The organism is uncultured Paenibacillus sp., from assembly GCF_963515335.1.
GTDB lineage: Bacteria > Bacillota > Bacilli > Paenibacillales > Paenibacillaceae > Paenibacillus_I.
On sequence record NZ_CAUPYC010000001.1, the window covers coordinates 110516 to 133826 of the forward strand.

The 23311-nt window shown below is 60.7% G+C and carries 22 protein-coding genes and 2 tRNA genes; 7 read left to right on the top strand and 17 right to left on the bottom strand.

Annotated elements, in window-relative coordinates:
* Window positions 1–23 precede the first annotated feature (23 nt).
* The 5 genes from ispG to RWM61_RS00530 all read right to left on the bottom strand — a co-directional run bounded on the left by ispG (window position 24) and on the right by RWM61_RS00530 (window position 5719).
* Window positions 24–1130 carry a flavodoxin-dependent (E)-4-hydroxy-3-methylbut-2-enyl-diphosphate synthase gene (gene ispG / locus RWM61_RS00510; protein WP_313996140.1) on the bottom strand — a complete coding sequence of 369 codons (1107 nt, stop codon included), beginning with the start codon at window positions 1128–1130 and terminating at the stop codon, window positions 24–26.
* A gap of 99 nt (window positions 1131–1229) precedes the next feature.
* Complete coding sequence (gene clpX / locus RWM61_RS00515) at window positions 1230–2486, bottom strand: ATP-dependent protease ATP-binding subunit ClpX (protein ID WP_313996143.1); 1257 nt, start codon at window positions 2484–2486, stop codon at window positions 1230–1232.
* A 26-nt stretch (window positions 2487–2512) separates the two neighbouring features.
* Window positions 2513–3106 (bottom strand): ATP-dependent Clp endopeptidase proteolytic subunit ClpP, encoded by a 594-nt coding sequence (clpP, locus tag RWM61_RS00520; protein ID WP_313996147.1) that lies wholly within the window; start codon window positions 3104–3106, stop codon window positions 2513–2515.
* Window positions 3107–3336: 230 nt separating this feature from the next.
* Window positions 3337–4638 carry a trigger factor gene (tig, locus tag RWM61_RS00525; RefSeq protein ID WP_313996150.1) on the bottom strand — a complete coding sequence of 434 codons (1302 nt, stop codon included), beginning with the start codon at window positions 4636–4638 and terminating at the stop codon, window positions 3337–3339.
* Between the two features lie 85 nt (window positions 4639–4723).
* Window positions 4724–5719 (bottom strand): hypothetical protein, encoded by a 996-nt coding sequence (locus RWM61_RS00530; protein WP_313996153.1) that lies wholly within the window; start codon window positions 5717–5719, stop codon window positions 4724–4726.
* 96 nt (window positions 5720–5815) lie between these two features.
* Between RWM61_RS00530 and RWM61_RS00535 the strand changes: the two genes are divergently transcribed.
* Both RWM61_RS00535 and RWM61_RS00540 read left to right on the top strand, forming a co-directional pair.
* A tRNA-Gly gene (locus tag RWM61_RS00535) sits at window positions 5816–5889 on the top strand.
* Window positions 5890–5908: 19 nt separating this feature from the next.
* Window positions 5909–5985 (top strand) — tRNA-Arg (locus RWM61_RS00540).
* A gap of 92 nt (window positions 5986–6077) precedes the next feature.
* On the opposite strand, the gene RWM61_RS00545 is transcribed toward RWM61_RS00540, so the two are convergent.
* Window positions 6078–6221 (bottom strand): hypothetical protein, encoded by a 144-nt coding sequence (locus RWM61_RS00545; RefSeq protein WP_313996156.1) that lies wholly within the window; start codon window positions 6219–6221, stop codon window positions 6078–6080.
* A 172-nt stretch (window positions 6222–6393) separates the two neighbouring features.
* Here RWM61_RS00545 and RWM61_RS00550 point away from each other — a divergent pair, with 172 nt between their 5' ends.
* Complete coding sequence (locus RWM61_RS00550) at window positions 6394–7368, top strand: YihY/virulence factor BrkB family protein (protein WP_313996159.1); 975 nt, start codon at window positions 6394–6396, stop codon at window positions 7366–7368.
* A gap of 46 nt (window positions 7369–7414) precedes the next feature.
* On the opposite strand, the gene RWM61_RS00555 is transcribed toward RWM61_RS00550, so the two are convergent.
* Entirely contained in the window at window positions 7415–7759 is a 345-nt protein-coding gene (locus tag RWM61_RS00555) for a hypothetical protein (RefSeq protein ID WP_313996162.1), read from the bottom strand.
* A 165-nt stretch (window positions 7760–7924) separates the two neighbouring features.
* Between RWM61_RS00555 and asnB the strand changes: the two genes are divergently transcribed.
* Window positions 7925–9769: an asparagine synthase (glutamine-hydrolyzing) gene (gene asnB / locus RWM61_RS00560; RefSeq protein WP_313996166.1), complete on the top strand. Its 1845-nt coding sequence runs from the start codon at window positions 7925–7927 to the stop codon at window positions 9767–9769.
* Between the two features lie 55 nt (window positions 9770–9824).
* Here asnB and RWM61_RS00565 read toward each other — a convergent pair whose 3' ends face one another.
* From RWM61_RS00565 to RWM61_RS00575, 3 genes are all read right to left on the bottom strand, one after another.
* On the bottom strand, window positions 9825–10499 hold the full coding sequence (locus tag RWM61_RS00565) for a non-canonical purine NTP pyrophosphatase (protein ID WP_313996169.1): 675 nt from the start codon (window positions 10497–10499) through the stop codon (window positions 9825–9827).
* The gene (rph, locus tag RWM61_RS00570) at window positions 10496–11242 is read right to left on the bottom strand and encodes a ribonuclease PH (RefSeq protein WP_313996171.1); all 747 of its coding nucleotides are present in this window, start codon (window positions 11240–11242) and stop codon (window positions 10496–10498) included. Before rph ends, RWM61_RS00565 begins: the two co-directional genes overlap by 4 nt.
* A 104-nt stretch (window positions 11243–11346) precedes the next feature.
* Window positions 11347–12405, bottom strand: a complete 1059-nt coding sequence (locus RWM61_RS00575; protein ID WP_313996174.1) for a GerMN domain-containing protein — start codon at window positions 12403–12405, stop codon at window positions 11347–11349.
* Between the two features lie 129 nt (window positions 12406–12534).
* Here RWM61_RS00575 and RWM61_RS00580 point away from each other — a divergent pair, with 129 nt between their 5' ends.
* Window positions 12535–13074, top strand: coding sequence for a phosphatidylglycerophosphatase A (locus RWM61_RS00580; RefSeq protein ID WP_313996177.1), 540 nt, complete (start codon window positions 12535–12537; stop codon window positions 13072–13074).
* A 143-nt stretch (window positions 13075–13217) separates the two neighbouring features.
* Here RWM61_RS00580 and RWM61_RS00585 read toward each other — a convergent pair whose 3' ends face one another.
* The 3 genes from RWM61_RS00585 to fni all read right to left on the bottom strand — a co-directional run bounded on the left by RWM61_RS00585 (window position 13218) and on the right by fni (window position 16139).
* Window positions 13218–14219 (bottom strand): MBL fold metallo-hydrolase, encoded by a 1002-nt coding sequence (locus RWM61_RS00585; RefSeq protein WP_313996180.1) that lies wholly within the window; start codon window positions 14217–14219, stop codon window positions 13218–13220.
* Window positions 14220–14307: 88 nt separating this feature from the next.
* Window positions 14308–14958, bottom strand: a complete 651-nt coding sequence (locus RWM61_RS00590) for a methyltransferase domain-containing protein (RefSeq protein WP_313996183.1) — start codon at window positions 14956–14958, stop codon at window positions 14308–14310.
* 101 nt (window positions 14959–15059) lie between these two features.
* The gene (gene fni / locus RWM61_RS00595; RefSeq protein ID WP_313996186.1) at window positions 15060–16139 is read right to left on the bottom strand and encodes a type 2 isopentenyl-diphosphate Delta-isomerase; all 1080 of its coding nucleotides are present in this window, start codon (window positions 16137–16139) and stop codon (window positions 15060–15062) included.
* A gap of 263 nt (window positions 16140–16402) precedes the next feature.
* Here fni and nagB point away from each other — a divergent pair, with 263 nt between their 5' ends.
* On the top strand, window positions 16403–17167 hold the full coding sequence (gene nagB / locus RWM61_RS00600) for a glucosamine-6-phosphate deaminase (RefSeq protein WP_313996189.1): 765 nt from the start codon (window positions 16403–16405) through the stop codon (window positions 17165–17167).
* The gene (gene nagA, locus RWM61_RS00605; RefSeq protein WP_313996192.1) at window positions 17127–18317 is read left to right on the top strand and encodes an N-acetylglucosamine-6-phosphate deacetylase; all 1191 of its coding nucleotides are present in this window, start codon (window positions 17127–17129) and stop codon (window positions 18315–18317) included. The genes nagB and nagA overlap by 41 nt, the downstream gene beginning before the upstream one ends.
* A gap of 353 nt (window positions 18318–18670) precedes the next feature.
* Here nagA and RWM61_RS00610 read toward each other — a convergent pair whose 3' ends face one another.
* The 4 genes from RWM61_RS00610 to recQ all read right to left on the bottom strand — a co-directional run bounded on the left by RWM61_RS00610 (window position 18671) and on the right by recQ (window position 23194).
* Window positions 18671–19465, bottom strand: a complete 795-nt coding sequence (locus RWM61_RS00610) for a DeoR/GlpR family DNA-binding transcription regulator (RefSeq protein ID WP_313996195.1) — start codon at window positions 19463–19465, stop codon at window positions 18671–18673.
* A 1-nt stretch (window position 19466) separates the two neighbouring features.
* Window positions 19467–20423, bottom strand: a complete 957-nt coding sequence (locus tag RWM61_RS00615) for a sugar kinase (RefSeq protein ID WP_313996198.1) — start codon at window positions 20421–20423, stop codon at window positions 19467–19469.
* 37 nt (window positions 20424–20460) lie between these two features.
* The gene (locus RWM61_RS00620) at window positions 20461–20889 is read right to left on the bottom strand and encodes a hypothetical protein (RefSeq protein WP_313996201.1); all 429 of its coding nucleotides are present in this window, start codon (window positions 20887–20889) and stop codon (window positions 20461–20463) included.
* An 82-nt stretch (window positions 20890–20971) separates the two neighbouring features.
* A complete protein-coding gene (gene recQ / locus RWM61_RS00625; protein ID WP_313996203.1) occupies window positions 20972–23194 on the bottom strand; it encodes a DNA helicase RecQ in 2223 nt (740 codons plus the stop codon).
* Window positions 23195–23311: the final 117 nt, after the last annotated feature.

Sequence of the window (23311 nt, forward strand, 5' to 3'; positions counted from 1 at the left end):
CCGCTCCTCCAAGCAACACTAAACTAAGCGTGCTGATGCTTGCGGCCCGGAATTTCGCCGGTCGCTTCGTACACGCGGACAATTTCATCGATTTCCTTCTTCAATTCGCTCAGCAGCTCGGCTTCAGGCACCTTGCGGATCATCTCGCCGTAGCGGAATAGCATGCCCTCGCCGCGCGCTCCCGCGATGCCGATATCGGCTTCGCGCGCTTCGCCCGGACCGTTGACCGCGCAGCCGAGCACCGAGACCTTGATCGGGACTTTGATCTTTGCAATGTAATCCTCCACCTCATTGGCGATCGAGAACAGGTCGATGTCGAGACGCCCGCAGGTCGGGCAGGAGATGAGCGTCGCCGCGTTCGTAATAAGGCCGAACGTCTTGAGCAGCTCGCGCGCGACCTTCACTTCCTCGACCGGATCGGCGCTGAGGCTGATCCGCACCGTATTGCCGATGCCCATGGAGAGAAGCGCGCCGATGCCGGCCGAGCTTTTGATCGTGCCGGTTACGAGCGTGCCGGCCTCCGTGATCCCCAAATGCAGCGGGTAGCGGATTTTCTGCGCGGCCATCGAATAGGCGGCGATCGCCATCGGCACATCGGAAGCCTTCAAGGACACGATAATATCGTGAAAGTCGAGCTCCTCAAGAATGCCGATATGGAACAGCGCGCTTTCAACCATCGCTTCCGGCGTAGGATAACCGTATTTCTCCAGCAGGTGGTTCTCCAGCGAGCCGGCATTCACGCCGATGCGAATCGGAATGCCGCGCGCCTTGCACGCCTGGACGACCGCTTCGACTTTCTCGCGGCGCCCGATATTGCCCGGATTGATCCTGACCTTGTCGACCCCGTTCTCGATCGCGGCGAGCGCGAGCCGGTAATCGAAATGAATGTCCGCGACGAGCGGAATATGAATCCGTTTCTTGATTTCCTTGATGGCATCGGCCGCCTCTTTGTTGTTGACCGTTACCCGCACGATTTGGCAGCCCGCTTCCTCCAGCCGGAGAATCTCGTTCACGGTCGCTTCGACATCCGCCGTCTTCGTCGTGCACATGCTCTGGATAATGACCTCGTCGCTGCCGCCGATCGTCAGGCCCCCGACTTTGACCGGTACCGTATCCTTCCGATGAAACATGATACCCCTCTCTCCTATGAACGTCAAAACCCACCCCGCCGCAAAGCCGGCATCGGCTTCTCCGGGCAAGGTGGAGTTGACTGTAATCGAAATATGGAATTAGGCGCTTTCCTCTTTTTTCTTCCCTTTCTTAGAGGACAGCTCCGGCATGATTTTGTCCTTGACCACTTTCTCCGTGATCATGCAGTTGTGAACGTCGTCGCGGGACGGCACCTCGTACATCACCTCGAGCATGATGCCCTCGATGATGGCGCGCAGGCCGCGTGCGCCGGTGTTGCGCTTGATCGCTTCCTTCGCGATCGCATCAAGCGCGGCCGGCTCGAAGTCCAGCTTCACGTTGTCCATTTCCAGAAGCTTCTGGTACTGCTTGACCAACGCGTTCTTCGGCTCGGATAAAATCCGGACAAGCGCCTCCTCGTCGAGCGGCTCCAGGGCAGAAATGACCGGCAAGCGTCCGACGAACTCCGGAATCAGACCGAACTTCAGCAGGTCCTCCGGAAGCACCAGGGACAGGTATTCCCCCGCCTTCAAATCCTTCTGTCCTTCGCCGTTCGTATTAAAGCCGATGACCTTTTTGCCGATCCGGCGCTTAATGATCTGCTCCAGGCCGTCAAATGCGCCGCCGCAAATAAACAGAATGTTCGTCGTGTCGATCTGGATGAACTCTTGGTGGGGGTGCTTGCGTCCGCCCTGCGGCGGAACGGAAGCGACCGTACCTTCCAAAATTTTGAGCAGCGCCTGCTGCACGCCTTCCCCAGAAACGTCGCGGGTGATGGACGGGTTTTCGGATTTGCGGGCCACTTTATCGATTTCGTCGATATAAATAATGCCCCGCTCGGCCTTCTCCACGTCGTAATCCGCCGCTTGAATCAGCTTGAGCAGAATGTTCTCCACGTCTTCGCCGACATACCCGGCTTCCGTCAGCGAGGTCGCGTCCGCGATCGCGAACGGAACGTTGAGAATTTTCGCCATCGTCTGCGCGAGCAGCGTCTTGCCGGAACCGGTCGGACCGACGAGCAATATGTTGCTCTTCTGCAGCTCGACATCCTCCAGCTTGCTCTGCGAGTTGATCCGCTTATAATGGTTGTAAACCGCGACCGCAAGCGATTTCTTCGCCTGGTCCTGGCCGATGACGTATTGATCCAGGATGACCCGAATGTCCTTCGGCTTCGGCACGTCCTTCAGATCAAGCTCTTCTTCGGTTCCCAGTTCTTCCTCTACAATCTCGGTGCAAAGCTCAATGCATTCGTCGCATATATAGACGCCGGGACCGGCGACCAACTTACGGACCTGGTCCTGCGATTTGCCGCAGAAGGAACACTTCAGCTGCCCTTTTTCATCATTGAATTTAAACATCGGATCACCCCTTCTTTCAAAATAAACTATACCACGGACGTCGGTGTGGTGACCACCTTGTCGATCAGGCCGTACGCCAGCGCTTCCTCGGCGCTCATGAAAAAGTCGCGGTCGGTATCGCGGTCGATCTTCTCGTACGATTGTCCCGTCCGCTCCACGTAAATTTCATTCAGCTTCCGCTTCGTTCTCAAAATCCAATCCGCGTGGATTTTAATATCCGTCGCTTGTCCCCGCACGCCGCCGAGCGGCTGGTGAATCATCACTTCGCTGTTGGGCAGCGCGAGCCGTTTGCCTTTCGCGCCGGCCGTCAGCAGCAGCGAGCCCATGCTCGCGGCCATGCCGACGCAAATCGTCGACACATCCGGCTTGATGTACTGCATTGTATCAAATATACCCATTCCCGCCGTAACCGAACCGCCGGGCGAGTTGATGTAAAGGTGAATGTCTTTCTCCGGATCGTCGGCCGCCAGGAAAAGCAGCTGAGCGATAATGAGATTGGCTACGTCGTCGTCGATGGCGCTCCCCAGAAATATGATCCGGTCTCTTAGGAGCCGGGAGTAAATATCATAGGAACGTTCTCCCCGATTGCTTTGTTCAACTACGATAGGTACCAGATTCATGCGACCAACCTCTTTTCTTTTTCGGCTTGGATTACCTTTATATTTTACCATGTTCAAAGAGCCCTGTCATTTTTAACGGTTCTGTACAGTATACGGAAGGGAACACGCAATATGTATGGGAGATAACCCCGTTTGAGACCGGCAAACGTATGTAAGGGTGAAATAAGGCACGTGCCTTGGGGGACGTGCCTTATTTCCTATGTTGGCGTTTCGCGGCTGTCGTCCGTTCTTTAGGCGACTGTGGAAACCGATTTGCTGTTGTCGACGAGGAATTTGATCGTCTTGCGGAGCGTCAAATCTTCGTTCAGGTTGTCCAGGTTGCCGTTGCGGGTGAAAATGTCGCGCAGCTCTTCGGCCGGACGGTTGTACATTTTCGCGAGCTTCTCCAGCTCTTCGGAAAGCTCGTCTTCGGAGACGGCGATCCCTTCCTGCTTGGCGACCGCTTCGAGCACCAGGTTGTTCCGGACGCGCTTCTCCGCATCGGATTTCATCTGCCCGCGAAGAGCGGACTCGTCCTGCCCGGAGAACTGGTAGTACAGCTCCAGGTTCATCCCTTGCTGCTTGAGACGGTTCTCGAAATCGCGGACCATGTAATCCGTTTCCGTCTCGATCATGACCGCCGGAATATCTACTTCCGCCCCTGCTGCGACCTTCTCGATCACGGCGGTTTCGCGGGCTTGCTCCGCTTCCTTCAATTTGCGTTCCTTCAGGCGGGAAGCGAGATCCTGCTTGTACTCCTCGAGCGTGTCGAACTCGCTGACGTCTTTGGCGAATTCGTCGTCGAGCGCCGGCAGGCTTTTGCGCTTGATTTCGTGCAGCTTCACCTTGAACACGGCGGCTTTGCCCTTGAGGTTCTCGGCGTGGTAGTTTTCCGGGAAGGTCACTTCCACGTCCTTGAAGTCGCCGATTTGCATGCCGATGAGCTGTTCCTCGAAGCCCGGAATGAACGAGCCCGAGCCGATTTCGAGCGAGTAACGCTCGCTGGAGCCGCCTTCAAACGGCTCGCCGTCGACGAAGCCCTCGAAATCGATGACCGTCATATCGCCTTTCTCCACCGCGCCCTCGTCGATCACGACAAGCTCGGCATGGCGCTGCCGGAGACGCTCCAGCTCCGCGCCCAGCTCTTCGTCCGTCACTTCGGCTTCGGCGGCCGGCACTTCCAGCCCTTTGTACTCGCCCAGCTTCACTTCCGGCTTAACAAGCACCTTCGCCTTGAACACGAACGGTTGTCCTTTGCCGAACTGCTCGACATCGATTTCGGGCCGGTCGACCGGCTCGATGCCGGCTTCCTTGACGGCGCCCGCGTAGGCGTCCGGAAGAAGAATGTCGATCGCATCCTGATAGAGGCTCTCGATGCCGAAACGCGCTTCAAAAATGCCGCGGGGCACTTTGCCCTTGCGGAAGCCCGGCACGTTCACTTTCTGCGATACTTTCTTAAAGGCCTTGTCCAGCGCTTCGGTTACTCGCTCGGCATCGACCTCGACGTTCAGAACGCCCAAATTCTTTTCTATTGTTTCCCAACTTGCTTTCATTTTATGCCTTCCCCTCCAAAATGACACGTCCGTCACTATTGCGCGATTTTTAACCATTCTATTATAAACAACATTCAAACGCAATTCAAGGTCGGTCGGGCGGTTCCGGATGGGCCGCGCCGATCCGCCTGATCGCTTTGCTCGCTTGCTCGTACCGGAACCGCAGCGATTCCGGAATGCCGTATGTATCGCGAATCCGTTCGTCGTCCGCCGTCCCGTATGCGGCGAGCAGCAGATTGACGTGAAGCGCGGCGGCCCAACAATCCACCGTGTCGTCCCCGCCCTCCGCCATTCGCTCATAATCCGATGTGCCGTACAGAAATTGCAGGCATTCCTTCCATAGCTCCCGGGCAAAATGGGGCAGCGTGGAATCGTTCGTTTCCGTCATGCTCTCCACGCGCGCCAAAATGTCGGCGACCGGTCCGGGAAACTCGTCCATCGCCAGCGGCGTGCGCTCCACGTCCAGTTCCACCGTCTCGCCCAGGCGCTCCAGCGCGACTTTGCCGGTAACGCCCCGACGGCGCAGAACTTGCAGCGTGCGGAATTGAACGGCCGGATGCAGCCCGGGGGAAACCAGCCAGTCCAGAATCGTCCGATCGACCTCCGGACCTTCCAGATACACGGCCCGCTCCAGCGCCAGAAGCTGCTGCTCGATCAGCGGGTGATGCCGCATGATGTGCAACACCTGCTTCACGTACGCTTCATCCGAGTTCTCCGCGCTCTCGGCTCCGAGCGCCCTGCCGCGCAGCTGCCGCTCGTCGGGCTCGTCGCCTTCCCTTCGGCTCTCCGCCGCGTCATCCGCGTCCGGGAACGCCATCTCGATCCAGCCGAGCAAATTGCGCCATTCCTCGTAATGCCGCTCGTCCTCGCCCTTGCATTGCAAAAGAAAGCGCAGCAGCCGTCTGGCTTCCCCGAACTGCTCCGCCTCAAGCATGCGCGTTAATTGAATTTGGTAGTGGTCGAGCATATTGGGGAACAGGTACACGTTTTCCTTGTTCTCATCCCCATGCGGGGGGTTGGGAGTCGAAATAAAAATCACCGCCTTATCGTCGCGATCCGTTCGCTCTCTTGTGACAGCCAACTAAGTATAGCACGCCTGAATGTCAAAAAGAAAAGCCGCAACCGTCCGTTATTGCTTTTTACCCGGTCGTGTGCTATCATAACCTTTGCTCCGAATGCGGGTGTAGTTCAATGGCAGAACGCCAGCTTCCCAAGCTTGAGGCGAGGGTTCGATTCCCTTCACCCGCTCCATATCCTTTTTTTACATCTTGTCCCAGTAGCTCAGTCGGATAGAGCACTCGCCTTCTAAGCGAGTTGTCGGGGGTTCGAATCCCTCCTGGGACGCCATCCCTGTGTGAAATGAAACAAAACCCGCGAACGCTTCGCGGGTTTTTCGCATTTTGTGCGGCTGCATGCTTGGCATCTCCTGGCCGTGTTTGTCAGCCGGTCGACGGCCGGTTCGGCTCGTGCTTGTCGTCGTGGTAGGTAGGCTTCGTGTTCGCCATGCTTTTCTCCGCCTCGTTCGACTCCGCCCTCATCGCTTGCATTCTTTGATCGTAAGACTGCCCTTTCCGTTTCGACATGCCGGATCCCTCCCGAGTGGTGGTCGCTCTGCCCTTTTAGGATGTCCGAATGCTCACCGCTTCAAGCAAGCCAGCATTTGCCGCTGCGCGGCGCAAGGGAATAACGGCGATTACCCCGGGGAGCGCACGGGTAATAACGTGTGACAAAAACGGACAAAGGAGGCTGCCGGCAATGATCCGCAAGCAAAAAGCGTTGCAGTTCGGCCAAGGCTTAATCGAACGGTTCCGGGACGATGAGGTGCCCGCGCTGGGCGCGCAGCTGACCTATTATCTGCTGCTGTCCTTCTTCCCCTTCCTGATCTTTCTCGTAAGCGTCATCGGTTTCGTCCAGATGGACGGCGACAGCGTGGTGAGCGACCTGATCCGCGTGCTGCCGACGGACACGGGGCAGACGGTGCGCGACATCGTCAACGAAGTAACGGCCAACCGGAGCGGCGCGCTGCTGTCGATCGGTATGCTGGCGACGGTCTGGGCCGCCTCGAACGGCATAAATGCCGTCATCAAGGGACTGAACAAAGCTTATGACGAAGCGGAGACGCGGCCTTTCTGGAAAGTCCGGGGGATCTCCGTGCTCGCCACGCTCGTGCTGGCGATCGTCATTATTCTCGCGATGCTGATGCTCGTATTCGGCCGGGCGATCGGCGAATTCCTGTTCCAATGGCTGTCCTATCCGGCAGGATTCGACCTCATCTGGGGCATCGTCAAATACGCCGTTCCGCTGCTCGCCATGTTCGCCGTGTTCATGCTGCTGTACCGGATGACGCCGAACCGCAAACTGACGTGGCGAGAGGTCGTTCCCGGGTCGATTTTCACCACCGTCGGCTGGATCGCAACGTCGCTCGGCTTCTCGTTTTACGTCAACAATTTCGGAAACTATACGAAGACGTACGGCAGCCTTGGCGGCGTGGTGGTGCTGCTGATCTGGCTGTACATCAGCTCGATCATCATCGTGCTGGGCGGCGAGATCAACGCCACCCTGCATTTCGACAAGGCCGGCATACGGAAAAAACCGGGGACACGATACGCCTTTCATTTCCCTTGGCCGAAAAAAGCGGCGGACGCCGTCAACGGACAGTCAACGGCCACAACGACGGCGGCGGCGCGAAACCGCGAGCGAAGCGGACGAACCCCGAGCGGCTCTTATTAATGCAGGAAGCCCCGAAGCCGGCAAACGGGCCACGGGGCTTCCTTTTTCAATCGACAAGTTCGCGCGCCAGATCCTCCCGGACGCTGCCGTAGGCCAGCACCTGCTCCTTGAACGATTCCCGCTCGCCCCAGTCCGTCTTCATTTCATCCGTCTCGAACCATTCGTTGCGGTTCGCGAAAGCCTGGTGCAGGTTGTTGTCGTACCAATCGATCTCCGTGTCCGCATCGTTGGCCAATATGTCGACCATGTCGTAATCGTTGTCCTGCGACGCCGTGAAATATACGAGCACGACCGGCGTCCTCGCATCGTTCGTCGTCACTTGCACCTCGCCGCAGAACCGGCCGTTCCGATGGGCCGTCCTCCGGAAGGAAGCATGCTGAACCTCGATCATTCGCCATTCTCCTTATCGCCCGTGTTCGTCATAAGGCTGACGCTCCTTTTACCCGTGTGGATTCCCGTCTTAGGTTGCCGTCCGGACAGACATTTTATGACTGGCGGACGCATATACCTCCTATACCGCGCCATACGGATAAACCACGGGAGAGGAATGATCGACATGTGCGGAATCACCGGATGGATCGACTGGACGCAGGATTTGACGAAACAAAGCGCCGTCCTGGAGAAAATGACCGAAACGCTCGCACCGCGCGGACCCGACGCATCCGGCACCTGGATTACGGCGCACTGCGCGCTCGGCCATCGCAGGCTCAGCGTCATCGACCCGGAGAACGGCGCCCAGCCGATGATCCGCAGCGAAGGAGACAACAACTACGTTGTCGTGTACAACGGAGAGCTTTATAACGCCCTTGAGTTGAAAAGAGAGCTCGAGAGCCGCGGGCACCGGTTCACCACGACTTGCGACACCGAGGTGCTCCTTGTCGCCTATATCGAATGGGGCCCCGCGGCGTTGGAGCGTTTCAACGGCATTTTTGCGTTTGCGGTATGGGATGCCGCCCGGCAGCGGCTGTTCGCGGCCAGGGACCGGCTTGGCGTCAAGCCGTTTTTTTACACCCGTTCGGACGGCTTGTTCCTGTTCGGCTCCGAGCCGAAGGCGATTCTCGCCCATCCGTCGTTCAAGCCGGAGGTCGGCCCCGAAGGATTGGCCGAAATTTTCATCATCGGTCCGGCCCGGACCCCCGGCCAAGGCGTGTACCGCGGACTGACCGAACTTCGCGCCGGCCAATGCCTGACCGTCGACCGTTCGGGCGTGAGCGTGCGGACTTACTGGAAGCTGGAAAGCCGCCCGCACGAACAGTCGCTCGAGGATACTGCGGCCAAAGTGAAGGAGCTGCTGCAGGATACGGTCGAGCGCCAGCTCGTATCCGACGTCCCGGTATGTACGCTGCTGTCCGGGGGCCTGGATTCCAGCGCGCTCACTTCGCTCGCGGTGGACTATTACAACCGCAACGGCCAGGGCCGAATCGATACGTATTCGGTCGATTACGTCGATAACGACAGGCATTTTCAGGCGCATGCCTTTCAGCCGAACGCCGACGCGCCGTGGATCAAACGGATGAACGGGCACCTCGGCACGCGCCATCACAACATCGAATTCGACACCCCCGAGCTGACGGCCGCGCTTGATGAAGCGGTGCTCGCTCGCGATCTGCCCGGCATGGCCGATGTCGACGCCTCGCTCTACCTGTTCTGCCGGGAAATCAAGAAGGGCGCGACCGTCGCCATTTCCGGCGAAGCGGCGGACGAAATATTCGGCGGCTATCCGTGGTTTCACCGCGAGGAATCGCTGCAGGCGAGCACGTTCCCGTGGGCGCTTGCGTCGGGCATGCGCGCGGATTTGATCTCGGCCGACATCGCCGCCTGGATCAAGCCGCTCGAATATATCGAGGCGCGCTATGCGGAGGCGATCGCGGAGGTGCCCCGCCTGCCCGGCGAAGACGAGGGGCAGCGGCGCATGCGCGAAATGTCCTATCTGAACATCACCCGGTTCATGCCGACGCTGCTCGACCGCAAGGACCGGATGAGCATGGCCGTCGGGCTGGAGGTGCGGGTGCCGTTCTGCGACCATCGGCTTGTCGATTATGTGTTCAATATTCCATGGGAGATCAAGACGGCAGGCGACCGCGAAAAAGGGATTTTGCGCCGCGCCCTGCAAGGGGTGCTGCCGGACGACGTGCTCACGCGCAAAAAAAGCCCCTATCCGAAAACCCACAATCCCAACTATCTCGAGGCGGTCCGCCGCCGGCTGCTGCACGTGCTGGACGACTCGTCCTCACCGCTCCTGCCGCTGATCAACACGAAGAAAGTCCGGGAAATCGCGGAATCGGAATCGGCCAAATCAAATATCCCCTGGTTCGGCCAGCTGATGTCCGGGCCGCAGCTGTTCGCCTACCTGACGCAGGTCGATACGTGGCTCAGGCGTTACAACGTTTCGGTCAGATGAACAAACAAAAACCGCTGGCCTGCCGCTCCAGCGGTTTCTTGTTTTGTGCCGCTCTTCATTCAGGTTTCGGACGGCGCGCCCAGCTTCCTGAAAGCTCCGCCAGCAGCTTGGCCAGCGCGCGGCCTCTGTGGCTGATGGTTTGCTTCTCCTCGGTCGACAGCTGCCCCATCGTTCGTCCGAATGCCGGCACCCAGAACAGCGGGTCGTAGCCGAAACCGCCTTCGCCGAGCGGCCGGTCGATGACCCAGCCGTCGGCATAGCCTGCCGCTTCCCGGAAAATGCGGTTCGCCGGATCGTAAAGCGCGAGCGCGCATACGAACCTGGCGCGGCTTAATGCTTGCACGCCGGCGGGGAGCTGCCCGGGGCCGCCTTCCTCCGGCAGCGCCGTCAACCGGTCAAGCTCCGCCAGCAGCTTGGCGTTGTTGCGCGCATCGTTCGCATCTTCTCCCGCATAACGGGCGGAGTATACGCCGGGCGCGCCGCCGAGCGCCTCAACCTCGAGGCCCGAATCGTCGGCCAGCGCTGGCATGCCGAGCGCTTCGGCCACCGCCCGCGCTTTAATGCGCGCGTTATCCGCAAACGTCAGGCCGTCCTCCGCAATGTCCGGCAGCCCCTCGTAGTCGAACATGCTTCGCACCCGCAGCCCCATCGGCGCAAAGGCATGAGCGAATTCCTTCACCTTGCCCGCATTTTTGGTCGCGACCACGACCGTGCCGGCGCCCCCGATCATACGAGCGTCGCGCCAATCCGGGCTCCGACCGGACCGAGCGCCTCCTTCTGCCTGGCGATCAGCATGCGGATGCCTTCCTCGGACAAAGACAGCAGCTGCTGCAGCTCATCCCGCGAGAAAGGCGCTTCCTCGCCGGTGCCCTGGATTTCGACGAATTTGCCCGCGCCCGTCATGACGACGTTCATATCTACCTTCGCTTTGGAATCCTCTTCGTAGTTCAGGTCGAGCATCGCCTGCTCCTGGATGACGCCGACGCTGACCGACGCCAAATAATCGGTAATCGGATAGCGGTTGAAGTTGTGCTGCCCGGAAAGCTTATGCACCGCAAACGCGAGCGCGACGAACGCGCCGGTTATGGACGTGGTGCGCGTGCCGCCGTCCGCCTGGATGACGTCGCAATCCAGCGTAATGGTCCGCTCGCCGAGCGCCTGCAAATCGATGACCGAACGGAGCGCCCGTCCGATCAGCCGCTGAATTTCCATCGTGCGGCCGCTCAGCTTGCCTTTGGCCGATTCCCGCTGGTTGCGGGTTTGCGTGGCGCGGGGCAGCATCGAGTATTCGGCGGTTACCCAGCCCTTGCCCTGTCCCTTCATGAAAGGGGGCACTTTCTCGTCCACCGTAGCCGTGCAAATGACTTTCGTATCGCCCATTTCGATCCAGACGGACCCTTCCGCGTATTTGTTCGGGTGCGGCTTCAGCGTCAGCGGCCGGAGCTCGTTCAACGAGCGGTTATCGGTTCTCAATGGATTAGCCTCCTGCAAAATGGTTCTGGTTCCGTTAATCGATACCATTTTAACAGAGTCCAACCGGAAAAGCATCTTGAAGCAGGCGCCTTGGAAGCCGGCTCCTAAGCTTTCAAGGCGTTCACATAGTCGGGGCGCGTCACCGGCTCGCCGTAGGAGCGGTTGTCGGTGTCGGTTACCTTCGACGATCCGTTGATGCGGATCCGCACCTTGGACGCCCCGGTGTTTTCCGTTACGGACAGCACGACCGCCTGCAGCATTTCGGCCGGAGCGGCCTGACCTTCTTCAAAATCGGCCAGTTCCATATCGACCGTCGCGATGTCGCCTTCCACCTTCAGCGAAGCCACCTCCACGTCGGACGTCATGACGCCGACCAACTCCTTCTCGCCCGGGCCTGCCGCAAGCTGGCGCAGCGCCGCAAGCCCAAGGTCTTCATCCCGTTTGATAAGCCGGGTCACGGGCACATAGTATTGCTCGTCTTCATCCGAAAGAGCGGAGAAATAGATGGTCACCGGCATCGAGTCCGCATACTGGACGCCTGGTGCAAGTTCAAGATTTACGCCCATCGCGCGCGTCAGCGGCTCGTCGAGCGGATAGCCGTCCACCGGCATTTCATTCAGCTGCTCGCCTTCGTACCAGATCTGCACCCGTTCAATATCGGGAAAGCCGGTCAACGTCCAGGTGACGGCCTCAAGCATCCGCCTCTCGTCCTGGGCGTTGTAGTCGGCGAAAGGGCCGGAAAAGTCGACGATCGCCAGCTTCTGGTCGTTCACGATATCCAGCTGGGTTACTTGCGTGCCTTTCGGCAGCAGGCCCATAAAGCCCGCCGGCAGCTCCCCCGCGTACGGACCGCCGTCCACGAGCATCTCCAGCGCTTTTTTCCCGGCCTTCTCCTCATCCGCCAGCGAGGTCGTGACCGACACGGGCGCGACGAACCCCGCCCGATCCTTCAAGTAAAGCGTCATCTGCGTTTGCTGGCCGTTCACTGCCGCTTGCGCCTTGCCGGCCTCCTGGCCGAATGCCTCGCCCGCGTCGTACTGCACCTGCGGCGGATCGATTTGCTTGGCGGACTGCCCCGGCAGCAAGCCGCAGCCCGCGGCCAGCAGCGGCAGCGCCAGCGCTCCCGCGACGGCTGCCCGTTTCATCGGACGGATTCGATTCATAGTAACCGCGCCTCCCCATCGTTCGTTCCGGAATAATTTGGTACAACCCCGGTTTTGTAGTACTATGTATACGAGCTATTCACCGTTTTAGACCTGTTTCGTCCATATCACGCACAAGGGGTGCTACACATGTCCGATCCGAGCAAATACGCTCTGAACAGCAAGGAGGTCGCGGACGCGACGGAGGAGTGGCTGCTTAAGCGCGGCGTGCAGAAAAGACAGATCGCCGAACTGGTCATGATATTGCAGCAGCAGTATTTCCCGAACCTGACGATCGAAGAGTGCGAGCAGAACGTCGACGCCGTGCTGTCCAAGCGCGAGGTGCAGAATGCCGTATTGACCGGCATCCAGCTGGACATTCTGGCCGCGGAAGGGAAGCTGATGCCGCCGCTTCAAGCGATGATCGAGCACGATGAGGGGCTGTACGGGTGCGATGAAGTGCTGGCGCTGTCGATCGTCAATGTGTACGGCAGCATCGGCTTTACGAACTTCGGCTATATCGACAAGCTGAAGCCGGGCATTCTGCAGAAGCTCAACGATAAAAAAGACGGCGAAATCCACACGTTCCTGGACGACATCGTCGGCGCCGTCGCGGCTTCCGCCAGCAGCCGGATCGCCCATCGCAAGCAGGCGGAGCGGGAGCAAAACACCGATTTGCCGCTGGACTGACCGGAATACGCCAATCCGTTCTATCGCGGATCCGTTAGTGCCGGATTCCGGCGTTATTTCGCCGGTCTTGCTCACATCTCGTAAAACACGAATAGGCAGCCGGATTTTCCGGCTGACCTATTCTTTTAATGAATACTACAAAACTATCGGCGCTTGTACTGAAGTCTGTCGCCCTGACGGACGCGTTCGGCGCGCCCCTCGTCGACCAGGTGGTCGAGATGCGCCAGCGTCTCGGACATGGCGAAACGGAGGTTGTGAATATTGCCGCCAACCCGCTCGCCGAACATGCGGACGCATAGGTCGTAAGCGGCAATCGGCCGGTCCAGCCAGCCGGCAAGCATATCCAGCCTGCGGGCATGATGCTCCTTCAGCTCGCGGATGCGTCCCGCAAAATCCGCAAACGGATCGCGGTGGCCCGGAAAAGCGGCCGCCACGTCATACGCTTCCAGCCGGTCCAGGCTGGCCAGGAAGCGGCGCAGCTCGCCGCCCCCGCTTCCGGGCACAACGCTCACGTTCGGCGTAATATCGGGCAGCACCTGGTCGCCGCACAGCATAAGCCGGGCGTCCGGCCTGTAGAAGCAGAGATGGCATTCTCCATGCCCCTCGGTGCCGATGGCCGTCCATTCGCCTCCGCCGAATGCCAGCCGGTCGCCTTCCGCAATATAGGTGACTTCGGGCTGCGGCGACACGAGCGCGACGAAGCTCTCCAAATGAGGCCCGATCTCCCCAAGCAGCTCCGCAGGCATGCCGTGTTTCCCGTACAAAGCCGTCAACTCGGCGGCAAACGTGCGTCCCTCCCCCCAGAGCCGCTTCGCGTATGCGTGTGAAGCCCGGGACATCAGGACAGGCGCTCCGGATTTTTGCTGGAACCAGCCCGCGAGCCCGTAGTGATCCGGATGCATGTGGGTGAGAACGATCCGTTGAATGCCGTCATAGGTGATGCCGAGACGATTGACGGCCCGTTCCCACGCTCCTTCGGCCGCCGCTGTGTGCAGTCCGGGATCGATAAGCGTATAGCCGCCGTCCGCCGCATCCGGGATCAAATAAGCATTCACATACCGCAGCGAAAAAGGCAGCGGCACCTTGAGCCGCGCCCAGCCGCCGTCCAGCATCGTCAGTTCGTCCTGCTCCGCCGCGGATTTCATGCCGTGCTCACCCCCGTCATGATCAACCGTTTGGATTCGCTCTCCGAGAAAGCCGAGCCGTCATAATCTCCGTAAAGCCGCTTCAAACTCAGTCCCGTCTCCGCAAGATGCGTCTCGAACCATTCCCGTCCGTACAGCCGCACGCGCTCCTGGTGGCTCGCTCGCCGCCTTCCATTGTCCGGATTCTAATGTCCTTCACTACCGCCTCGTTCTCGATGCGCCGGCTTTCCGTAATGGTCCAGCCCGTTTCCCCGTCCGTCCTCTCGGAGAAAGGGACCAGCGTGCGGCGCACATAGGCCGGGTTCAGAAAATCAATCAGGAACCGGCCGCCCGGCTTCAATACCCTGCGCAGCTCGCCGAGCACCGAGGCGTTCTCCTCCTCCGACCCGAAATAACCGAATGAGGTGAAAAAGTTGACCGTCGCGTCGAAGCTCCCATTCGCGAAAGGCAAATGCCGCATATCGCCGCGCAGCCACCGCACCCGGCGCTCCGTATCCTTCCTTGCCGCTTCCCTTAGCAGCTCCTCGGACAGATCGACGCCGCTGACGCGAAAACCGAGGGCGCTGAGCGCCAGCGCGTGGCGGCCCATGCCGCAGCCGACGTCGAGCACCTTCGCTCCCGCCGGCAAGTTCAAAAATCCGATCATGTTCCGGACTTCCCGGGCCGCGTTCTCCCAATCCCGATGCTTGTAAACGATCATATAATCCGAGCCGAAGCTTCGCTCAAACCATTCCCCCACGAACCGAACCTCCCCCCAATTTCCGCCGCGCCTCGATCGGCCGCCGCACAAAAGCGGTATTCTTTTTATTTTACTGTATGAGGGCGGACGGCGGCAAAAGCTTACGACTCGATCAGCCGGTCCGTACCGCGAAGCGCTTCGATCGATCCGGCGCCGATGCCGAACATGGAGGCCCGCAGTTCGAATTCAATCTGCTCGAACTGCCGCAGCAGCGCCTCGGAGCGCTCGCCGGCCGAGCCTGCGGCGGCGCCGGGCAGCAGCGACCTGCCGAAACCGGCCAGATTCGCTCCGAGCGCAATCGATTTCGCCGCATCGAGCCCCGTGCGCAGCCCGCCGCTGGCGATGATCGTCGCCTGCGGAAGACGGGCCCGCACATCGCGAATGCATTCGGCGGTCGGCGTCCCCCACGCTGCCAATGTATCGGCGGCGCCCCGCTTGACGGGGTCGGCGCTGCGATGCTTTTCCACCTGGCTCCACGACGTGCCTCCCGCGCCCGCCACATCGATGAACGCCACGCCCGCTTCGTGCAGCCTTGCTGCCGTGCCGCCGTCGATGCCCCAACCGACCTCTTTCACGCCGACCGGCACGCCGACCGCGCGGCATACCGATTCGATGCGGCGCAGCAAGCCGCTGAAATCGGCGTCCCCTTCCGGCTGGAACAGTTCCTGCAGCCCGTTGAGGTGCAGCACCAAGCCGTCCGCTTCGGCCATGTGGACCGCTCGCAGGCATTGCTCGGCGCCATAGCCGTAATTAAGCTGGACCGCTCCCATATTCGCGATGATCGGAATCGTCGGGGCGATCCGCCGCACGTTGAAGGTCGACGCCAGCGATTCGTCCTCGACCGCCGCGCGCATTGAGCCGAGACCCATTGCCCATCCACGTGTTTCAGCCGCCTCGGCCAATAGCCTGTTGATCGCCCCGGCTTCATCGGTGCCCCCGGTCATCGAGCTGATCAAAAGCGGTGCCCGAAGCGTCCGGCCGAGAAAAGAGCAACCGGTGGATAAGGAGCGGAAATCAATCTCCGGCAAAGCGTTATGGCGAAAACGGAACCGTTCCAGCCCGGTCGAGACGCCGCCCTTCACATTTTCCTCCAGGCATATCCGGATGTGCTCGCCCTTTCGGCGGGCCGTTCCTTGAGCCGGATCGGCGTTTTTTGCGTTCCCGTGATTGTCCGCGGCCATTGTTCGACCTCCCCAGCGTTGTAATGAACGCGCATGCGCCCGACGCAGTCGACAGCACATAAAAAATATTCCAGCCTATATAAGTATAGCCTTTTCGCATGCCGGAAGCACGCCGGGCCAAGAAGCGAATATAGAGCGCGATAGATAAGTCGGTATTTTTGATTGGATTGATCAAATTTATGATTTTTATGATCATTTAACGATTGATAAGGCGCGTCATATCGCTTATGATGAAAGTAAAGAGACGGAAGGAGGCGTTTGACATGCTGATCAAACGGTTCGAACGGAAAGAAGAGCTTGCTTGCCATGCGGCCGAGCTGATCCTGAACGAGGTCGCGGAGCGGCCCGACGCCGTGCTCGGATTGGCGACAGGCTCGACACCGATCGGCATTTATGAAAAAATGGTGGAAAGATACCGCCGCGGCGGCATCTCTTTCCGGAACGTCACGACCTTCAATCTGGATGAGTACGTGGGCCTTCCGGCGACACACGAGCAAAGCTACGCGCGCTACATGATCGGGCAGCTGTTCGGCCATACCGATTTCGATCCGACCCGTACCCACATTCCGAACGGCATGGCTGCCGACCTGACCGCCGAATGCGCGGCCTACGACGCGCTGCTCCGGAAGCACCCGGTCGACCTGCAGCTGCTCGGCCTCGGCCATAACGGGCATATCGGCTTCAACGAGCCGGACCATGCCCTTATCGGCGGAACGCATGTCGTCGATTTGAAGCCTGCGACACGGGCGGCCAATGCCCGCTTTTTCAACAACCCGTCGGAGGTGCCGACGCAAGCGATCACGATGGGCATCGGCTCGATTTTGAAGGCGAAGGCGATATTGCTGGTCGTGACGGGGGCCGACAAGGCGGATATCGTGCGTGAATCGCTGGCCGGACCGATTACGACCGCATGTCCCGCTTCTTTGCTGCAAACGCATGCCAATGTTACCGTCCTGCTCGACCGGGACGCGGGGAGGAAATTAACCGATGTCATCGACAATGAGCTCCTGGCGCATAACCAATGTTAGAATCGTCACCGGGCAAGGAATCGTACAAGGAAGCCTGACCGTAACGAACGGCCGCATCGCCGGCGTTTACTCTATGGGACAGCATGAGGAGAAGACCGCCCATCAGGATGGCCTCGACACGATCGACGGCGCGGGCGGCTGGCTGCTGCCGGGCTTCATCGACGTCCACGTTCACGGCGGCTATGGCGGCGATTTCATGGATGCGAATGCGGACGCATACGACGCGATTACCCGCTTCCATGCGCTGCACGGCACGACGACGATGCTGGCGACGACGGTCACGGCGCCGAAGGACGCCATTGAACGCGTGCTGGAGGCCGCCGCGGGTTACCGCGAACGGCCGGGCGCCGGCGCCCGGCTTGCGGGCGTCCATCTGGAAGGGCCTTTTATCAGCCCGCGATGGCCCGGCGCGCAAAACCCCGACCATATCGTGCCGCCCCGCCCGGATTGGTTGGAAGCCTGGGTTGCGCGCTATCCCGGCCTCATTCGCATGCTGACGCTGGCGCCGGAACAGCCCGGCGCGCCGGAGCTTATTTCCCGGCTGTCGGATGCCGGCATCGTGGCGGCTTGCGGGCATACCGACGCCGATTACGCCGCTATCAAGGAGGCGGTCGGCGCAGGGCTCAGCCATGCGGTCCATACGTACAACGCCATGAGGGGCCTGCACCACAGAGAGCCCGGCACGGTGGGCGCGGTTCTGACCTGCGACGAGCTGAGCGCCGAAATTATCGCGGACGGCCATCATGCCCATCCCGCGGCCGTGAAGCTTCTGCTTCGCGCGAAGCCGGCGGATAAGGCGTTGCTCATCACGGACGCGATCTCCGCCGCCGGGCTTGGCGACGGCGAATACGAGCTCGGCGGACTCAAGGTCGTCGTCAGCCATGGCGTCGCGCGGCTTGCCGAGGGGGGCAGCCTGGCGGGAAGCACGTTGACGATGCTGGAAGCCTTCCGCAATGCGATGGCATTCGGCGGACTGTCGCCCGTCGAAGCCAGCCGGTTCGCAAGCGCGAATCCCGCCAGCCTGATCGGCCTGAGTGAAGAAACTGGCAGCATCGCCGTCGGCAAGGCGGCCGATGTGGTCTTGCTGACCGGCAGCTTCGACCACGTCCGCACGTGGGTCAGCGGCAAGGCCGTCCAGCCGATTTCTTAATCCGGGCATTTATTTGTCAGTTATTTCCCTGTTTCTCCTCCTGTTAGCGGCATGCGGTGCCGCTAGCGGGAGTGTTCGCCGCTTCCGAGGCGGATTAGCGGCATGTCATGCCGGTAGCCACTCCCGCATACCGTGCCTCGACCGGTTTCTGGCCCGTTAGCGGCATGCGGTGCCGTTAGCACGAATGATAGCCGCTTCCGGGGCTGTTTAGCGGCACGTCGTGCCGCTAGCCCTCCGTACACCGGGCTGTGCAGCCGGATTCTCCCCTAAAAGCCTATAAACGAACCAAAGGGCCGGACCATCAACGGAAATTCCCGTTGAATGGACCGGCCCTTTTTGCCGCAGCAACCCTTCTATTCTTCCGATTCAGAGGCGATATGAACCTCGATTCCGGCCTCGGCGGCGATCCCGGCCAAAGACGGCGGCAGCCGCTCGTCGGTGATGAAGCCCCGCAGCTCGGTGAGCGCCGCAATCGTGAACAACGACGTGCGCTCCACCTTCGTATGGTCGAACACGGCGTAAGCGGCTTGCGAACGGCCGATCATCGCTTTGGCCGTCTGCGCCTCCTGCTCCGAATACGTGCTGATGCCGCCGGCGGGCGAAATGCCGTCGACGCCGATGAACATTTTGCCGATGTGCAGCTGACCGATCATTCCTTCGCCGAGCGGTCCGCACAGCTCGAAGCTGTTGTGCCGCATGATGCCGCCGGTTACGACGACCTGGATGTCGCTGCCGGCCAGCTCCATGGCGATGTTGACCGCGTTCGTAACGACCGTTACGCCACGCCTGTCCTTCAGCAGCTTGGCGATCAGGAAATTTGTCGTCCCCCCCGACAGCCCGGCGACGTCGCCCTCATGGATGAGCGAAGCGGCTTTCAGCGCGATCCGCTCCTTCTCCGCCAGAGACAGCCCGGTCCTCTCGGCAAAAGATACGTCCCGCACGCCGCCCATTCCGTCGTACATGGCGCCGCCGATCGTGCGGATCACAGGGCCGCTGCGTTCCAAAAGCTCCAAATCGCGCCGCGCGGTGGCCTCCGAGCATCCGAACCGGTCGACCATTTCCTGCACCGTTATTTTGCCCTGCCGTTTCAGCAGAGATAAAACCTGCTCGCGGCGGCGCTGTCCCTTCGAGAGCTGACCGTCGCTCATCTTAACGTTCCACCCAGACGCGGTCCGTCAAGAGCCCTTCAACCGTCCGCCAATCAGGAAGCGCTTCCCAGTCGCCGCGGCTCTGCACGACAAGCGAGCCGCAAATGCTGCCGATCCGGACGGCTTCGACCGCGGATTCGCCTTTTACAATGCCGGTCAGAAACCCTGCGCAGAAGCCGTCGCCGGCTCCGACCGTATCGACCACCTTGGCCGCGGGATGGAACGGCACCTCGGTCCGCTTGCCCCCCTCCAGCACCAACGTCGCTTCACCGTATCCTTTCACGACCGAAATCGCCTTCAGCGCGGCCAGCCGGTCCATAATCTCCGCCTCGTCCTTCGTGTCATACAGAAGCTGCAGCTCGTCCCATCCGGGCAGGAAATAATCGGCGTGCTCCGCGAGCGGAAGCAGCGTGCGCCTTGCCTCTTCCAGGCTCCACAGCTTCAGCCGCAAATTCGGGTCAAAACAAACCCGCACGCCCGCCTGCTTGGCGATGCGGACCGCCTCCAGCAGCGTTTCGCGCGCATGCTCGCCGATTGCGGCGGTAATGCCCGTCACATGCAGCAGCTTGCTGCCGGCTATGTACGTTTCATCCAGATGCTCGGGCCGCATCCGGCTGGCGGCCGAGCCTTTGCGACGATAGTGAACGGCCAGCTTGCCCCCCGCGTTCTCACGGAACATCAGGCCGGTTTCTTCTCCCGGCACCAGGCGGGCGCGGGAGACGTCGACGCCTTCGCCGCGGATGGCTTTTAAGATTTTGGCGCCGAAAGGATCGTCCCCGAGCGCTCCGAACCAGCCGACCGGGCAGCCCAGCCTCGCCGCGCCGACGGCAACGTTGCTTTCGGCGCCGCCGAACGATTGCTCAACCGTCGCGGACTGCTCCAGGCCGCGGTACTCCGGCGCCATAAACAGTCCCATCGTTTCCCCGAACGTGATCAGGTCGGGCGATTTCATATCCATGCAGAAGCCCCTCCCGGCATTCCCGTCCCGGCGGCTGTCAGCCGCGGTGATCCGGATATTGCATCAAGAAAATAATTGCGATGTAGAGCACGAGAATGATGAAGCCCAGCGTTCGGGCTTTGTTGATGGACGAGGTGGCGCTTTGGCCCGCCCGAATCGAAGCGGCGATTGCTTTCAGCGGCTTGGCGATAATGCCGCCGAGCGCGGCGATCGCCAGGAACAGCACGGTGGTCAGCGACATCCACAGCACCGAGTAGTCGGCGAATGTCATCATATAACCGCCCGTCAACAGCTGCAGGATCAGAAAATATTGCGCGAACCGGTTGGCCAGCACCAGCCCGTCGGCCAGCCCCGCTTGTCCTTCGCCGGCCAGCTTGGTCGTGCGGCCGACCAGAAACGGCAGAAGGACATAGAAGCCGGTTCCAACCGCCCCGACAGCGTGAAGGAAATACATGAATTGTTCCATATGGGCACCCCCGAATTGTTTTCTAGCCTTCAGTATACTAAATCCATATAGCATTGACAAAACGGCGGGAAAGCGGCGCGCGTCAGCCGTGATCGATCCGCCGCTTCGCGAGCGCGGCTTTGATCATGAAATAATCGATATGATCCGGGAGCGCCTCCTTGATCGGCTTCAGCTTCTCGGCCCCGATCCCGACCGCCGTCCGCCAGATCAGCTCCTCCATATCCTCTGACAAAATGCGCCTCCAGTCCAGCGGATGGCCTTCCTCCGCGCAGCGCAGCAGATGGCCCTCGATCGTAACCGCGCTCATGCCGCGTTCCTCGGCAATATCGGACACGGACGCGCCTTCGCGATACATCTCATAGGATAAGAGATGACTCGGCGGCTCGCCGCCCTCCCGGGCTGCGGCCGCCGGCACGGCAGCCGGACGCGCCGCTTGCCCGGCCGGCGGGACTTCTTTCGCTCCCGAACCGCCCGTGTCGTCTCGGCCCCCCGAGCCGCCCGAAGGCGAAAATTTCCCGATCACCGCCAGGACATCCCGTCCGTACTTATGGGCTTTGGCCGTACCGACGCCCTTGATCCGCAGCAGCTCGTCCGGCGTTCCCGGCCTGGCGTCCGCCATTTCCCTCAGGGCTGCGTCGAAAAACAGCATGAACGGCGGCACGCCCTCCGCCGCGGCAGTCTCCTTCCGCCAGGCGCGAAGCGCCTCGAACACCGGGGCGCTGGCTGCGGACAACGCGGCGGCGCCCATAACGCCTCCGGCCCGTTTGACGGACGCCGCCCTCCGCTTGCGGAACAAGCGCTCCCCGCCCTCGAGAATCGGCAGCGCCTTGGCGGTCAGCGACGCGGTCGGATACTGGCCTTCGCTGAGCTTCACCGCCCCTTCCGCCACGAGCCAATGGAGCAGATCCGCAATGTCTTTTTCCGTCCGTTCCCGGAACAGGCCGAACGTGGTCAGCCGGTCCAAGCCGAAATCGCCGATCCGCTTGTCGCGCGATCCCTTTAGCACCTTCGCGACGGTCGTGATGCCGAACCGCCCTTTCATCCGGCCGACGCAGGACAGCGCCATCCTGGCGTCCTCCGTCACATCGACCGGCTCGCTCGGGTCCAGGCAGCTGCTGCATTTGCCGCACGGAGCGACATCAGCCTCGCCGAAATATTCGACGATGTACTGCTGCAGGCATTTCTCGGTCCGCGTGTAGTTCATCATGGCATGCAGCTTCGCCGTCTGCACGGCTTTTCGCGAACCGTCGCCCGTCCCCTGCTCGATCAGAAAGCGCTGAATTTGCATATCCTGCGGCTCGAACAGCAGGACGCATTCGCTTTCCTCTCCATCCCGTCCCGCGCGTCCCGCTTCCTGATAGTAAGATTCGATGTCGCCGGGCATCTGATAATGCACGACGAACCGGACGTTCGGCTTGTCGATCCCCATCCCGAAGGCATTGGTGGCGACCATGACGCGCAGCTCGTCGAAGCGGAACCGCTCCTGGCATTCCGACCGGTCGGCATCGCCCATGCCGCCGTGATATTTGCCCGCTTCGACGCCCCAGCGGCGCAGCTCCTCGTGCAGCTGCTCCACTTCCTTGCGGGTAGCGGCGTAAACGATGCCGGACTGCTCCTCCCGCTCCTGCAAAAAACGCCGCAAATAAGCGCGCTTGTCCATCCCGGTCACAACGGACAGCGACAGGTTCGACCGCGCGAAGCCGGTGACGAACACATTCGGCCGCCGCAGCGACAGCATCGCCTCAATATCCTCCGCCACGTCGGGCGTGGCCGTCGCCGTAAAGGCGGCGACCAGCGGCCGGTCGGCCATCCGGCCGATCCAGCCGGCCAACTGGCGGTAACTCGGACGGAAATCATGTCCCCATTGCGACACGCAGTGCGCCTCGTCGATCGCGATAAGCGGAACGCGCATTTGCGCCAGCAAGCCCGAGAAAGCGGGAGCATCCAGACGTTCGGGCGCAATATAGAGCAGCTTGTATTCGCCGCCCGCCGCGCGCCTCATCACGTCCCGGTACTCCGCGGCCCCGAGCGAGCTGTTCAGGAAAGCGGCGGGCACGCCGAGCCGGTTCAGCCCGTCCACCTGGTCCTTCATCAGGGAGATGAGCGGCGATACGACGACCGTCGTGCCTTCCAGCAGCATGGCCGGAATCTGGTAACAGACCGATTTGCCGCCGCCTGTCGGCAGAATGGCCAATGTGTCGCGGCCTTCCAGCAGTCCTCCGATAATATCGGCTTGCCCTTTGCGGAAGCTGTCGTAGCCGTAAATCCGCTTGAGCAGCGACTTCGCTTCGTTCAACCTTTCCAAACCCGTTCCCCGCCCCTTCTTCCGATTTGCCCTCTCTATCTTCCGTCTTTTCTACCGATCGGCTTGGTTCCTGTTCGTTCCCGCAAAAAACGCAAGACCCTGGCATATAAATGTCAG

Bases quoted from the DNA above. Each gene is read 5' to 3' on its own strand.
- RWM61_RS00555 (WP_313996162.1), bottom strand. From the start codon at position 7,759: ATGATCGAGGTTCAGCATGCTTCCTTCCGGAGGACGGCCCATCGGAAC.
- RWM61_RS00615 (WP_313996198.1), bottom strand. From the start codon at position 20,423: ATGGATATGAAATCGCCCGACCTGATCACGTTCGGGGAAACGATGGGA.
- RWM61_RS00575 (WP_313996174.1), bottom strand. From the start codon at position 12,405: ATGAATCGAATCCGTCCGATGAAACGGGCAGCCGTCGCGGGAGCGCTG.
- RWM61_RS00550 (WP_313996159.1), top strand. From the start codon at position 6,394: ATGATCCGCAAGCAAAAAGCGTTGCAGTTCGGCCAAGGCTTAATCGAA.
- nagB (WP_313996189.1), top strand. From the start codon at position 16,403: ATGCTGATCAAACGGTTCGAACGGAAAGAAGAGCTTGCTTGCCATGCG.
- RWM61_RS00565 (WP_313996169.1), bottom strand. From the start codon at position 10,499: ATGATCGGGGGCGCCGGCACGGTCGTGGTCGCGACCAAAAATGCGGGC.
- RWM61_RS00545 (WP_313996156.1), bottom strand. From the start codon at position 6,221: ATGTCGAAACGGAAAGGGCAGTCTTACGATCAAAGAATGCAAGCGATG.
- ispG (WP_313996140.1), bottom strand. From the start codon at position 1,130: ATGTTTCATCGGAAGGATACGGTACCGGTCAAAGTCGGGGGCCTGACG.
- RWM61_RS00610 (WP_313996195.1), bottom strand. From the start codon at position 19,465: ATGAGCGACGGTCAGCTCTCGAAGGGACAGCGCCGCCGCGAGCAGGTT.
- RWM61_RS00620 (WP_313996201.1), bottom strand. From the start codon at position 20,889: ATGGAACAATTCATGTATTTCCTTCACGCTGTCGGGGCGGTTGGAACC.
- RWM61_RS00580 (WP_313996177.1), top strand. From the start codon at position 12,535: ATGTCCGATCCGAGCAAATACGCTCTGAACAGCAAGGAGGTCGCGGAC.
- nagA (WP_313996192.1), top strand. From the start codon at position 17,127: ATGTCATCGACAATGAGCTCCTGGCGCATAACCAATGTTAGAATCGTC.
- RWM61_RS00585 (WP_313996180.1), bottom strand. From the start codon at position 14,219: ATGAAATCCGCGGCGGAGCAGGACGAACTGACGATGCTGGACGGCGGC.
- clpX (WP_313996143.1), bottom strand. From the start codon at position 2,486: ATGTTTAAATTCAATGATGAAAAAGGGCAGCTGAAGTGTTCCTTCTGC.
- asnB (WP_313996166.1), top strand. From the start codon at position 7,925: ATGTGCGGAATCACCGGATGGATCGACTGGACGCAGGATTTGACGAAA.
- tig (WP_313996150.1), bottom strand. From the start codon at position 4,638: ATGAAAGCAAGTTGGGAAACAATAGAAAAGAATTTGGGCGTTCTGAAC.
- clpP (WP_313996147.1), bottom strand. From the start codon at position 3,106: ATGAATCTGGTACCTATCGTAGTTGAACAAAGCAATCGGGGAGAACGT.
- fni (WP_313996186.1), bottom strand. From the start codon at position 16,139: ATGGCCGCGGACAATCACGGGAACGCAAAAAACGCCGATCCGGCTCAA.